Origin of the sequence: Corynebacterium sp. NML180780, from assembly GCF_007786415.1 — a bacterium.
Classification (GTDB): domain Bacteria; phylum Actinomycetota; class Actinomycetes; order Mycobacteriales; family Mycobacteriaceae; genus Corynebacterium; species Corynebacterium gottingense.
This window is the reverse complement of sequence record NZ_VNKN01000013.1, coordinates 1-14,449: the sequence shown is the minus strand read 5'-3', so window position 1 is coordinate 14,449 and position 14,449 is coordinate 1. Positions and strand designations below refer to the sequence as shown.

The following is a 14,449-nucleotide window of genomic DNA, read 5'->3' as shown; positions in this document are numbered from 1 at the left end:
AGGTATGGCGAAGCTACACAATGGGATGCACACGATGGCGGGATTGCACATGGTGCACGGGGCGGTAGGGGAGCCAATCAACCGCGAGTTTTCGCTGCCGGCGACGATGCTGCGCGAGCCGAATTTGGTAGCGCACGCAGCAAGGCATCACCCACGCGGGATTGCTTACTCTGTGCCCGCCACCGACCGCGCCGTGGCCCACGCGCTGTCGCACCCTGGCACCACGGTCACCGGCATGGGCGCGTTGGCGCTCTACGGCCTGCCCTTTTTTGCGGATGCCTGCGACACTGTGCTTGTTGGCCCCGGAATCCGCAAGAACCGGCCGGCGACGCAATACACCCCGGCACTCTGGCGGCTCAAGCTGCGCGAACATGAGGCCTGGACCGTCATGTGTGCGGGTCAGCCCATATCTGTAGCAGCCCCTCCGCTTGCCGCGGTCCACGCGCTCCTAAGTATCCGCCGCCGAGAGTCGGCCTGGCACACCTTTGACGCCAGTGCGCTGACACGTGCAGTGCAGCTTATCGACGCCACACGGCGCTTCCTCAACCTCACCCCCGAATCCATCCGCATCAGTGCCTCCCGCAGGCTGGATAGGCGGTGGCTGTCCCAGGTGTTGGGTGCGTCGAGCGCGCTGGCAGACTCGCCAAAGGAAACCGAGATGCGCCTGCTAGCAACGCCGGTAGCGCAGAAGCATGGGCTGACCTTGGCCGAGCAGGTGGTGATCCGTAATAGGTGGGGTAAGCGGGTCACTGACCTGGACCTTGCCCTTATGGAACCCAAGATTGGGCTGATGTACGACGGCGCGCACCACTGGAACAAGCAGCAACGTACCTTAGATTCGCTGATCCAGATTGAGCTGGTTGCGCAGGGGTGGCAGGTGCTGCGCTTCGCCGAGGGGACTTTAGCCAGGCTGCCTGAGAGCGTTGAGGAGGTGTTGCGCCGGACCCTGTGACAAATTTCGCATAGGAAACAAATACAGCGCTCCACGACCTGGGGAAAGGCTCACCTGTGCGTTTGCTGTGGTCGACGATGTCACGGCGCCAACCCCGCCCACCGCCGATACACCTCCGCGGCCACTTCCGCGAAGCCGGAATTCTCAGTGCTTAAGGGCTGCATCCTCCGCACCGCTTCGGCTAGCTCCTCCGAAGCCTGCCCAGCAGTGTCACATACAGGCACCCCATGCACCCTTGCACCGGGGACGGAAGCACAAGCAACCAGGGCAGAGAAGGAGCGCACCCGGGCACCCGTATAGGCGCAGTACTCATCGGCAACGGCTAAAAGTTGCTCGGCGCTAAAACCCCTCATCGCGCTTGCCTGATGCGCGATTCCATAGTTTTGTACCCGGGGATGACGGAGCGTGCGAGGTCGGTGACGGTGGCGTCATCAAGCAGGCGCGACGCGGAGGTGACCACGGCGCGGCGGGCGGCCTCCTGCTTGGAGCAGCCCCACGCGGAGGCGAGCAGCACGAGCGCTTTGTCCTCGTCTGTGGTGAGCCGGAGTGTCATAGCCATACCACTTTGATACCACTGCTCAGCGCGGCAACGCGTCACAGGGCCGGTAAACTACACGTGAGCACAATAAGAAAGGTGAGCAATGAGCGACGACACCACGGGTGGCGGCAACTTCGACGCCATCCAACCCATTGACATCAATGAGGAGATGCAGACCAGCTACATCGATTACGCGATGAGCGTGATTGTGGGCCGCGCGCTGCCAGAGGTGCGCGACGGCATGAAGCCGGTGCACCGCCGCGTCATTTACGCCATGTATGACGCCGGTTTCCGCCCCGAGCGCTCGTACGTGAAGAGCGTGAAGGCCGTGGGTGAGACCATGAGTAACTACCACCCGCACGGCGACAGCGCCATCTACGACACCCTCGTGCGCATGGCGCAGCCGTGGGCGATGCGCTACCCGCTGGTGGACGGCCAGGGCAACTTCGGCTCGCCGGGTAATGACGGCCCGGCTGCAATGCGTTACACGGAGTGCAAGCTCACCCCGCTGGCCATGGAGATGGTGCGCGACATCCGCGAGAACTCCGTGGACTTCGCCCCCAACTTCGACTCGAAGACGCAGGAGCCGACGGTCCTGCCGTCGCGTGTGCCGAACCTGTTGATGAACGGCTCGAACGGCATCGCGGTCGGTATGGCCACCAACATCCCGCCGCACAACCTCAACGAGCTGGCGGATGCCATCTACTGGATCCTGGACAACCACGACGCGGACGAGAAGGCGACGCTCGACGCGGTGCTGGAGCGCGTGAAGGGCCCGGATTTCCCCACCTCCGGCCTGATTGTGGGCGACAAGGGCATCAAGGAGGCCTACACCACGGGTCGCGGCTCGATCCGCATGCGCGGCGTGACCGAGGTCGAGGAGGTGGGCAACCGCCAGGTCATCGTGATCACGGAGCTGCCGTACCAGGTCAACCCGGACAACTTCATCCACAGCATTGCGGAGCAGGTGAACGCGGGCAAGATGGCCGGCATCGCCAGCATTGATGATGAGTCTTCGGACCGCATCGGTATGCGCATCGTCGTGAAGCTGAAGCGCGACGCCGTGCCGCGCGTGGTGCTGAACAACCTGTACAAGCACTCGCAGCTGGAGACGAACTTCTCCGCCAACATGCTCTCCATCGTGGACGGCGTGCCGCGCACCCTGCGCCTGGACCAGATGCTGCGTTACTACGTGAAGCACCAGATCGAGGTCATCGTCAGGCGCACCCAGTACCGTCTCGACGAGGCGGAGAAGCGCGCCCACATCCTGCGCGGCCTGGTCAAGGCCCTCGACGCGTTGGACGAGGTCATCGCGCTCATCCGTCGCAGCCCGACGGTGGACGATGCGCGCCAGGGGCTCATGAAGCTTCTCGACGTCGACGAGATCCAGGCCAACGAAATCCTCGCCATGCAGCTGCGCCGCCTGGCTGCCCTGGAGCGCCAGAAGATCGTTGATGACCTGGCGGAGATCGAGCGCCTGATCGCGGACTACAAGGACATCCTGGCCAAGCCGGAGCGTCAGCGCGACATCGTGGCCACGGAGCTCAAGGAGATCGTGGACAAGTTCGGCGACGAGCGCCGCACCCGCATCGTCGCCGCCACCGGCGATGTCACGGAGGAGGACCTCATCGCCCGCGAGAACGTGGTGGTCACCATCACCTCCACCGGCTACGCCAAGCGCACGAAGGTGGACGCCTACAAGAGCCAGAAGCGCGGCGGCAAGGGCGTGCGTGGCGCGGAGCTGAAGCAGGACGACGTGGTCAAGCACTTCTTCATCTGCTCTACGCACGATTGGATCCTCTTCTTCACCAACTTCGGCCGCGTCTACCGCCTCAAGGCGTACGAGCTGCCGGAGGCGGGGCGCGCCGCCCGCGGTCAGCACGTGGCCAACCTGCTGGAGTTCCAGCCGGAGGAGAAGATCGCCCAGATCATCCAGATCCAGTCCTACGAGGACGCCCCGTACCTGGTCCTGGCTACCCGCGACGGTCGCGTGAAGAAGTCCCGCCTCACGGACTACGAGTCCGCGCGCTCCGCTGGCCTCATCGCCATCAACCTCAACGAGGGCGACGCACTGATCGGCGCCGCGCTGACGCAGAACGACGACGACCTCCTGCTCGTCTCCGAGCAGGGCCAGGCCATCCGCTTCCCGGCGGATGATGACCAGCTGCGCCCGATGGGCCGCGCCACTGCGGGCGTGAAGGGTATGCGCTTCCGCGGCGACGACCAGCTGCTCGCCATGACGGTGGTGCAGGACGGCGAGTTCCTGCTCGTGGCCACCAGCGGCGGCTATGGCAAGCGCACCGCCATCGAGGAGTACAACCAGCAGGGCCGCGGCGGCATGGGCGTGATGACGTTCAAGTACACCCCGAAGCGCGGCAAGCTCATCGGCGCGCTGGCGGTGGACGAGGACGACCAGATCTTTGCCATCACCTCCGCGGGCGGCGTGATCCGCACCGAGGTCAACCAGATCCGCCCGTCCTCGCGCGCCACCATGGGCGTGCGCCTGGTGGATCTTGGCGACGACGTCGAGCTGCTTGCCATCGACAAGAACGTCGAGGACTCCGGCGAAGAAGAGGCCACCGCGGTGGCGAAGGGCGAGAAAACCCTTGAAGAGGCCCAGGAGGCGACGCAATCGTCGATAAGCGGGGCCCCCGACGACGCCGAGGGTGAGGAGTAGGCGATGGCCGCACGAAAGGTAACCATCCGCAACGTCGGCGCGGGTTCCGTGTTCAAGGTGGCGACGATCCTGGCGCTGATCGGCTTCGTCGCGTGGATGCTGGGCATCACGATCGTCTACTTCGGCCTCGAGCAGGCCGGCGTGATTGAGTCGGTGAACTCGCTGATCGGCGGCGTCGGCGGCGACCAGGCCATCGACATGACCATCGTGCTCTCCGCCGCGGGCCTGCTGGGCCTGATCGGCGTGGTGTTCACCGCGATCATGGCGCCGCTGACCGTAGTGATCTACAACAGCATCGCGGATCTGGTTGGCGGCGTCACCTACACCATGTCCAACCGCGCACGGTAGGTTCGGCGGGGCTTTGGGGTGCTTATCGACGCCACGTAACCGCCCCAAAAACCCGCCCCCACCAGCCGATTTGGTGGTTATGGCGACGGTGCGTAATATTCTTATCCGTTGCCAGGGCCTATAGCTCAGTCGGTTAGAGCGCATCGCTGATAACGATGAGGTCGCAGGTTCGATTCCTGCTAGGCCCACTGGGACGCTATAGTATATAGAGTCTCGGCAATGGGGCATTAGCTCAGTTGGTAGAGCACCTGCTTTGCAAGCAGGATGTCAGGAGTTCGATTCTCCTATGCTCCACAGGACAAACCCTGTACCGTGCGCGGTACAGGGTTTTCTGTTTCCTCCAGACCCGCTTGCTTCCGGGCCCGGGACCGCGGGCGTGTCGGCGGCTTTCTGTGCTGATTTTAAGTTTTTGGGTGGGGTTTGCGCCTATCGGCGGGGGTGCGGCGGAAATGTGGTGTATATCACGCAAACTTTTTTGGGGTTTTGTCAGGTAGTAAATGTCGAGGTCAACGCGTTGCTGCGTTGGCTTGGGTGTGGCTGTGCGTGTTGTGGTGGGGTTTTCGCGGTGTCTGTGGTGATAGTGGACTACTTTCCACGAAATTGTTGTGATTGAATGAAAGTCTGTCAGTGTGAAGATCCGTGTTCAGGAGATCTCCAGGCTGCTTCGAATATCTCCGTCAAGTTTTTAAGGATTGAGCCGTTGCAAAACGCACATCTTAAGAAGCGCGTCATGGCCGCGCTTATCTCCACCGCCGTCGTCGCTGGTGGAACTGTCGTTGCTACCCCGTCCGCGCACGCAGACATTGCTGTTACGAGCAAGTATTCCCAGCTTCCTGCAGATGAGCAGCAGGCAGCTAAGCAGTTCAACTCCAACATTGGCTACAAGCAGGGTGCGTTTAATCAGGCGCACCTGATGTACGCCAACAACTTCGGCCCGGGCTGGTGCATTGACTTTGCGCAGCCCGCTCCGCAGCAGGATTCGCCCTACGTGTTGCGCAAGCTCGACGGCGTTTCCGGCCTGTACGGCTACAACGGTGAGCAGGGCGGCAACCTGGAGATCAACCCGGATATTGAGCGCGCCGCCATCGCCGGCACCAAGCGCATGCTTGACGCGTTTAACAAGGGCGACATGGAGCAGGCCGCGAAGCTGAACTTCGCCCTGCAGGCGCTCCTGTCCAACCACAAGGAGACGCTGAACCTGCAGCGCGGCTACATCTACGGTGACTACAAGGAGACCACCGGCGGCTTCCCCGAGATCACCAAGGAGGAGTTCGCACAGTGGACCGGCTTTGAGGTGCGCAAGCAGAGCGGCGCTGTTTCCGGCCAGTCCCAGTACGTCCTGCGCAAGAGCGACTCCTTCCAGGAAGCGACCAGCAAGGTCCAGGACGGCGAGTACGTCACCGTTCTGGTCCCGCGCGACTACAACATCAGCGACGAGCTTGGTAAGGAAGGCACGACCCAGCGCCTCATCACCATCGGTCAGCCGGGCCTGGTTGGCTACGACCCGAACCCGAAGGGCCCGAACGTGACGGTGAAGACCACCACCGTTACCGAGACCCCTGAGGTGGTGACCAAGACCGAGACCGTCCCGGGCAACACTTACACCAAGACGGTCACTGAGCAGCCGGTCACCGAGACCGCACGCAAGACCGTCACCCCGACCTCCACCGTCACCGAGTGGGAGCAGCCGCAGGCTGAGGTGACCAAGACGGTCGAGCCGACCCGCACCGAGACCGAGAACGTCACCCCGAGGACCACGGTGACCGAGGTTGAGCGCGAGGACACCGAGACTGTCACCGAGACCACCACGCTGCCGCAGCGCACCGTCACCGTGCGCAAGGGCACCCCGGTGGTGAAGACCGTGACCGAGAAGGCCACCGCCACCGCAACGGCAACCGGCGACGCGAAGACCGAGGTTGCAACCGTCACGGCTGAGCCGAAGTACGTCACCGAGACGCAGACCCGCCCGGCGACGACCTCTACCAAGACCGTCACCGCCGAGCCGTCCACCGTCACCGCAACCACGACGGTGAAGAACGAGACGCACCAGACGAGCGAGAAGACCATCGAGGTCGAGCGCTTCTTCCGCTCCTACAAGTACGCCTTCAACTTCTCCCAGAAGAAGGACACCCGAGTCATCCCGGTGGAGAAGCTGACCAACTGGAAGATCGACTTTGTCGACGACTCTAACGGCCTGGTCAAGGTGACCAAGTCCAAGGACGGCAAGAGCCTGGACATCACCCCGGTCAAGGAGGGCGAGGGCGATGTGCGCATCGTCGTCGTCGATGGTGAGGGCAACCGCCACGAGTACACCATCCACGTGATCAACAAGGCCGAGAAGAAGATCGAGACCACCGACGTTGTGGTGAACAACCACTACTTCAACGTCTCCATCGCCGGCCACACCCAGACCATCCCGGTCCCGCAGGGCTGGGAGTGGGAGATCACCGAGGGTGGTAACTACATCACCACCAGCGAGAAGGACGGCAAGATCACCGTCAAGCCCAACGATGGTGTCCTCAGCGCTACCGCCAAGATCTCGGTGCACGAGCCGGGCGAGGCTCCGCGCAACGAGAACAACTACATCATCAACATCGCTGCGGACAGCAAGTACGACCAGCACCGCGTGATTGGTAACTCCAACAACTACGTCCTCGAGTTGGACAACATTGCCGACGAGCCGAAGGTTGTCGAGGGCGAAGACATCGTCGAGTCCCTGGAGAAGGACAAGGACGGCAACTGGGTCCTGACCCCGAAGGCCGACAAGACCGGCAAGGTGGTCATCACCGCCAAGGACGAGAAGGGCGACGACTACCAGTTCACTCTGGACGTCCGCCAGGGCACCAACGTACTCGTCGACGTCGAGACCGCAAACATCCAGCCGAACACCGACGAGGCTGCTGAGCTCGACACCGCCGACGGCGAGTATGAGCTGGAGTTCAAGCAGGGCCAGGACATCGCCACCGTCAACGGCAAGGCCGTCGAGGGCGACACCGTCAAGCTGACCGGTGACACCAACAAGATCCAGGCTTCCGGCGAGGGCGTCATCGTTGCCAACCTCTACGAGATTGTCGACGGCCAGCGCATCCTGGTTGGCGTCTACACCATCATTGCGGGCGACCGCACCAAGGTGAAGACCCAGGAGGTCGAGCGTGAGATCAAGGACCGCCAGACCGTAGAGATCACCAAGGGTGCCGAGGACCACGAGATTGTGGTCACGGAGGGTGCTGACAACGTCACCACCGCCGTGGTGGAGAAGGACGGCAAGGAGATCACCCGTGTCATGCCGAAGCCGGGCTTCGAGGGCGAGGTCGTGGTTGAGGAGCGCCTTGGCGACGAGGTCGTGGTCCACTACACCATCACGGTGACGCCGAGCAAGGTCAAGGAGCGGAAGCAGGACGTCAAGGCGACTTCCCAGATCAACATCGGCCGTGATTCCGACCTGCAGCGCCTGGTCGTGGTCTCCGGCGAGAATCTGCTCAACACCCTGCCCAACGACAAGGACGGCGAGTACACGACCGACTTCAAGCCGGACGCTGAGGGCCAGGTTGTCATCGAGCTGCGCAACTCCCGCGACCTGCCGATCCAGCGCTGGATCCTCAACGTCACCCCGGTCGCTCCGCGCGAGTACAACTACGAGATCACCGACCGCTCCGAGCTGAAGCTCACCGCGCCGGAGGGCTCCACCTACGAGGTTGTTGAGGGCAAGGACCTGATCAAGGTCACCGAGAACGGCGACCAGATCACCGTCAACCCGGTCGAGGGTGCCGAGGGCAAGGCCGTCGTCGAGTTCACTAAGCCGAACGGCGCCAAGGAACGCTACACCCTGATCATCACCCCGGTCTCCGGTAATGGTGCGGGCAACGGCTCCAACGGCGAGAGCTCCTTCAAGGTCTCCGAGCTGGGCCACTTCACCGTGACCATCCGCAACGAGAACACCTACAAGGTGATCAAGGGCGAAGAGTTCGTTGACGTCACCGAGAAGGACGGCCAGTGGGTCCTCACCCCGAAGGAAGGCACCTCCGGCAACCACGTGGTTGTTGTGGAGACCAACAAGAAGGGTGAGATTGTCAACCGCCACAACATCGAGATCACCGGCCAGGGCAGCGAGCTCTCCTTCCGCGAGGAGCGCCGTGTCCTGGACCGTGACATCGAGACCAAGGTGAACCCGGGCAAGGGCAACACCTTCACCGTGGTTCGCGGCTACGACCTGATTGAGAACCCGGAGCCGGACAAGGCGGGCAACATCAACATCAAGGCCCTGCCGAACAAGTCGGGAACCGTGCTCATTGAGGAGCGCGACAGCAACGGCAACCCGGTCCGCATCATCGAGGCCGAGATCCCGGAGACCTCCGGTGGTTCCTCCATCCCGGCTCCGGAGATCACCTGGAACGAGAAGACCGGCCGCGGCTCCGACGGTTCCATCACCATCGTCGTCGAGGGCAAGGGCGACTTCATCGCCGAGGGCTGCGACAAGGGTGGCAAGTGCACGCAGATCGACCCGGACAAGATCAAGAACAACGGCGATGGCACCCACACCATCGAGAAGGGCGCTATCCCGGGCGGCACCACTGAGATCCACGTGACCCCGGTGGGCAACGGCGTTGTTGATGAGGACGGCACCATCAAGATCAACGTCAGCGTCAATGCCCAGGGCAACGCCAACGCTGGCGCTGGTCAGGGTGATGTGAATGTTGGTTCGTCTGATCCGAAGTGTATTGCTTCGTTGGTTGGTTTGGCTTCGCCGTTGTTGCTGCTGATTCCGTTGGGCATCCTGTCCCAGGTGAACATTCCGGGTCTTGAGGGTGTGCGTGGTCAGTTGAATGCTGCGATTCAGGATGCGAATAATCGTATTCAGCAGGGTCTGGGTATTTATGATCATGATCGTGCGTCGCGTGCTGCTGGTGTGCAGGGTGCGTTTGCGGTTGAGAATTCGCAGATGATTGGTGTGGCTGCTGGTGCGCTGGGCGTGATTACTGCTGGTTTGTTGATTGGTGATGCGGTGTTGCGTGCTTGTGGTCAGGAGGAGTCGACGTCGTCGTACCAGTTGGGTGAGGCGACGGATAATGACACGCTGCGTTATGGTTCGTCTGGTAAGCCGGCTGAGTCTGTGAAGTCCGAGGAGTCTGAGGCTGCGAAGCCGGAGGATGCTGCGACGGCTGAGAAGTAGTTTGTAGCACCGACAACCGCCCGTGTTGGTTGGGCTCCGCTGAGGGGTCCACGGCCCGCACGGGCGGTTCTGTCATTGCACTGCGCTTCAAGATGTCGACGGAAAACAACTCGCGTAGTATCGTTACGTGAAGGGGCCAGGGTGGCGCGGAGGCCGTTCCGAACCACCCCGAGGCCCCCTTTTTTTTACGAGCAAAAGGGGAGCGGGCACGAGGCCTCAATACGGTCCCTAGCCCCTCCTGGCGCGGCCCGTATGTGGCCGCTTTCTGTGCTGATTTTAAGTTTTTGGGTGGGGTTTGCGCCTATCGGCGGGGGTGGGGCGGAAATGTGTTGTATATCACGCAAACTTTTTTGGGGTTTTGTCAGGTTGTAAATGTCGAGGTCAACGCGTTGCTGCGTTGGCTTGGGTGTGGCTGTGCGTGTTGTGGTGGGGTTTTCGCGGTGTCTGTGGTGATAGTGGACTACTTTCCACGAAATTGTTGTGATTGAATGAAAGTCTGTCAGTGTGAAGATCCGTGTTCAGGAGATCTCCAGGCTGCTTCGAATATCTCCGTCAAGTTTTTAAGGATTGAGCCGTTGCAAAACGCACATCTTAAGAAGCGCGTCATGGCCGCGCTTATCTCCGGCGTCCTCGCCACCGGTACCACCGCCGTCATTGCTACCAACGCGTCTGCAGACCAGCTGGTCGTTGACGCATACCAGAAGATGGACGAGGCGCAGCTGCAGGAGCTGATCGCCGAGCAGAAGAAGCTCGCCCAGATTCACACTGGGTACGACAACAGCACCCAGACCCTGCCTACTGAGTATGGCCCGGGCTGGTGCATCGACTGGGGCATCGACAACCCGTGGAACAACAAGGTCGGCGGCTACGACGTACGTAAGCTCACCGGTACCTCCGGCCGCGTCGGCGATGGCATGGCCATCGACGAGAACGTCCGTATCGCCGCGATTAACCTGACCAAGTCCATGCTCGCGGATTACGACAAGTACATGAACGGCGATGCTTCGGTGCTGCCCATGCTGGAGAAGAAGAACACCTTCCTGCAGGCGCTCCTGGCCAACAACCTCGGTGTGCTCAACGACGTCCGCGGCAACATCCAGCAGCAGGATTCCACGTTGTTCTACAGCCTTACCGGTTTCAGCATCGTGCACCAGACCCTTCCGGCTGGAAACCCCAACCACGAGGCCAACTACGTCCTCAACCCGGACGAGAAAAAGCTGGCAAAGATCAAGCAGACCGTCAAGCCGGGCGAGTTCGTCACGGTGCTGGTTCCCAAGAACTACAACCTGAACCTGAACCCGAAGCAGTCGAAGACCTTCCAGCGAATCATCACGGTTCACCAGCCGGGTCTGGACATCTACCCGGACAAGCCGGACTACAACTTCGAGACCGAGGTTGAGGAGACCACGACCCCGCGCTCGACCGTCACCACCACGGTGAACGAGCCGGATCACGAGGCCACCACGACCGTCCCGGCAGGCAACCCGTACACCACCACGGTGACCGAGACCGCTCCGGCAACCGTGACCACCGAGCGCCGCAGCCGCGAGCCGATCACCTCCACGGTGACCACCACTCGCCCGGAGCGCGTCACCACCGTGACCAACACCAAGCCGGTAGAGACCGAGGTTGTCACGACCACCGAGAACGGCACCCCGGTCACCAAGACCGTGAAGAAGACGCCGGAGCCGGAGATCGTCACCGAGACGATCCCGTCCACGGTCGCCACCGAGACCCAGACCATCACCGAGGAGACCGTCACCAAGACGGTCCCGGCACAGCCGGTCACCAAGACTTCCGTGGTCACCCCGGTCTCTACCGTGAAGACTACGGTTCCGGGCCGTACCGGCGAGGTCGTCACCACCGTCACTGGCGAGCCGACCACCGTTACTAAGACCATCAGCCAGAACGACCACTACTACACCGAGAAGGTGTACGAGAAGGTCCGCGAGGTCTACGAGTACTACCAGTTCGCTGGCTTCACCAAGGAAGAGCAGTCCAAGGTCATCGACCTGGACAAGCGCATTAAGGATTCCTGGACCTTCGAGGTCACCGAGGGCTCCGAGTACGTCATCGTCGAGCGTAACGAGGACGGCAAGCTCGTTGTCACGCCGCGCCCGGGCTTCAAGGGCGAGGGCAAGGTCACCATCGTCGTGACCGACTCCGACGGCAACGAGCACGTCTACCGCCTGACCATCAACAACACCGTCAACGTAGATGAGTCCACCCACGTCAAGGTGAACAACTTCTTCTACAACATCAACACCGGTGGCAACGGCGATCGCTTCAAGCTCATCAACATCGACGAGGGCGAGACGCACAAGACCGTCAAGGGCGGCGACATCGCCGTCGTGAAGGATGACGGCCACGGCCACCTCAAGGTCACCCCGAAGGACGGCGTGACCAAGGGCGAGGTCATCGTCGAGATCACCGACAAGCAGGGCAACACCCGCGAGAACGTGATCACGATCGAGAACAAGGAGTCGCAGTACAACGTCTCCCGCGAGATCCTGAACACCTCCGTGGGCTTCGTTGAGCACCGCGGCGGCAAGGCAGAGATCACCGAGGGCAAGGACGTCATCACCGTCGAAGAGGCCGAGGTCAACGGCGACAAGGTCTGGAAGATCGTTCCGAAGGACGGCGTCACCGAGGGTGAGGCTCACGTTGTCTTCACCGACGAGGAGGGCATCGAGTACAACTTCGACTTCAAGGTCGTCCCGGACCCGAACGGTGGCCCGAAGGTCATCGAGCACGACATTAACTTCGACGGCAACGTCGACGTTCAGCGCAAGGACGGTTACGAGGCCAAGGTCGTTGAAGGCGAGGATCTCGTCGATCTCACCGAGACCGACAAGACCTGGACCGTCACCCCGAAGCAGGACAACGATGACGTGCGTACCAAGGGCGGCAAGGCTGTTGTCCACGTCAAGGACGCGAACGGCCAGCTCGTGGGCGTCGTCACGATTAACATCAAGCCGCAGTCGTTCGAGGTTCCGACGGAGCCTGCAACTCGCGGGCGAGAGATCGTTGACCGCGCTACTGCGAACTTCCACCTCGGTGCGCAGGATAGCGGCCACTGGTTCAAGGTCGAAGCGCTTGACGGCAGCTCGCTGAGCGACCTCCTTCAGAACCCGGAGGACTACGACGGCAAGAAGCTGGAAGAGGATCTGGAGCTCCACTTCAAGCCGGGCGCAGACGGCAAGTTTAAGATCACCGAGTTCCTCGATTACGGCGAGGACCAGGTTGATGAAAACGCTATCCCGCTCGTTGAGTACACCTACACCGTGAAGCCGTACCAGCCGCGTGAGGCTGAGTACACCATCACCTCTGAGAACGAAATCGACCTGCAGGGCACCAAGCTCAGCGTCGTCGAGGGGGAGGACCTGCTCGAGTCCGTTCCGACTGACGGCGAGTCCAAGATCAAGATCACCCCGAAGGGTGACGCTGATGGTGACGTCGTTATTGAGAACAAGACCGAGGACGGCTACGTTTTCGAGCGCTACACGCTGCACATCACCCCGGGCCGCGGCGCCAACAAGGGCGAGGTCACCGAGAAGAACATGACCTGGACCGGTACGGCGCGTATCAGCAAGGACGAGGGCGACACCTACAAGATCGTCTCCGCCAAGGACGCTGAGGGCAACGACGTCGACGGCAACGACCTCGTCCGCGTGAAGGAAGAGAACGGCCAGTTCGTTGTCACCGGCCGCGCCGGCAAGACCGGTGTCGTCACCATCACCGTGAGCGACAAGCGTGGCGTCTACGCCACTTACAAGCTCAACATCGGTGAGGCTGAGGACGCGCGCGTTTACAACTACCAGATCTCCACCAACTCGGAGTTCCGCGCAACCCTGGTTGAGAAGTCCAACAAGTTCGTCGTCATCGACGGCGAGGACTACTTCGAGAACCCGACCAACGACGGCAACCAGTGGATCGCTAAGCCGAAGGCAAGCGCTGCGGGCAAGACTGCCACGATCGAGGAGTGGGACGCTGACGGCAACGTCATCAACACTTACAACCTCAAGATCGTCGAGGGTAAGTCCACCGGCAGCCGCGAGGTCCGCGACTACATCGTCATGGGCTCCACCAAGACCGACAAGCCGATGGCCAAGGGCAACACCTTCAAGGTCGTCTCTGGCACCGAGTTCGTGGATGCGAAGTCGAACAACGACGGCACCTTCTCCGTGACTCCGAAGTCCGGCACCGAGGGCAAGACCGTCGTCACCGAGGAGTACGACAAGGACGGCAACGTCGTTCGCAAGATCAGCTCCCTGATCGTCCCGTCCGGCTCCAAGATTGAAAACGGCGCCATCCTGGGCGAGAACAAGGACCTCGGCGTCAAGATCGATCACGATGAGAAGACCGGCAAGGTCACCATCAAGTTCGAGAAGGAGGACGGCTCCATCGCTGTCCTCGAGGGTTCCGAGCTGGTCGATCAGGAGACGGATAAGGACGGCAACGTCGTCCTGACCCCGAAGGACCCGAACAGCAAGGTCGTCCTGACCCCGAAGAAACCGAACGGCAACAACAAGGTCATCTTCATTCCGCTGGCTGGCGGCGTCCAGGGCAAGAAGCCGATGGAGTTCGAAGTCCAGGTCAACGTTGACGCCAACGCAGGTGCCAACGGTGGCAACGGCCAGGGTGATGTGAATGTTGGTTCGTCTGATCCGAAGTGTATTGCTTCGTTGGTTGGTTTGGCTTCGCCGTTGTTGCTGCTGATTCCGTTGGGCATCCTGTCCCAGGTGAACATTCCGGGTCTTGAGG

General features: G+C 61.6%; 5 protein-coding genes, 2 tRNA genes and 1 pseudogene. 7 read left to right on the top strand and 1 reads right to left on the bottom strand.

The genetic code is table 11. The features are described 5' to 3' along the window. Window positions 1–4 precede the first annotated feature (4 nt). Window positions 5–952, top strand: coding sequence for a hypothetical protein (locus tag FPP74_RS09630; protein WP_144718216.1), 948 nt, complete (start codon window positions 5–7; stop codon window positions 950–952). A 349-nt stretch (window positions 953–1,301) separates the two neighbouring features. Here the strand turns inward: FPP74_RS09630 and FPP74_RS09620 are convergent, their stop codons facing one another. Continuing rightward, window positions 1,302–1,511 (bottom strand): CopG family transcriptional regulator, encoded by a 210-nt coding sequence (locus tag FPP74_RS09620; protein WP_144718214.1) that lies wholly within the window; start codon window positions 1,509–1,511, stop codon window positions 1,302–1,304. Between the two features lie 82 nt (window positions 1,512–1,593). Here FPP74_RS09620 and gyrA point away from each other — a divergent pair, with 82 nt between their 5' ends. The 6 genes and pseudogenes from gyrA to FPP74_RS09590 all read left to right on the top strand — a co-directional run. Then, a complete protein-coding gene (gene gyrA, locus FPP74_RS09615) occupies window positions 1,594–4,167 on the top strand; it encodes a DNA gyrase subunit A (protein ID WP_144718212.1) in 2,574 nt (857 codons plus the stop codon). Window positions 4,168–4,170: 3 nt separating this feature from the next. Continuing rightward, window positions 4,171–4,515 (top strand): DUF3566 domain-containing protein, encoded by a 345-nt coding sequence (locus FPP74_RS09610; RefSeq protein WP_095278682.1) that lies wholly within the window; start codon window positions 4,171–4,173, stop codon window positions 4,513–4,515. A gap of 114 nt (window positions 4,516–4,629) precedes the next feature. Beyond that, window positions 4,630–4,703 (top strand) — tRNA-Ile (locus tag FPP74_RS09605). Window positions 4,704–4,736: 33 nt separating this feature from the next. Further along, window positions 4,737–4,809: transfer RNA gene (locus FPP74_RS09600), tRNA-Ala, on the top strand. A 406-nt stretch (window positions 4,810–5,215) separates the two neighbouring features. Further along, entirely contained in the window at window positions 5,216–9,685 is a 4,470-nt protein-coding gene (locus tag FPP74_RS09595) for a hypothetical protein (RefSeq protein ID WP_144718210.1), read from the top strand. Window positions 9,686–10,260: 575 nt separating this feature from the next. Continuing rightward, window positions 10,261–14,449 (top strand): annotated as a pseudogene (locus FPP74_RS09590) (hypothetical protein); the annotation flags it as partial.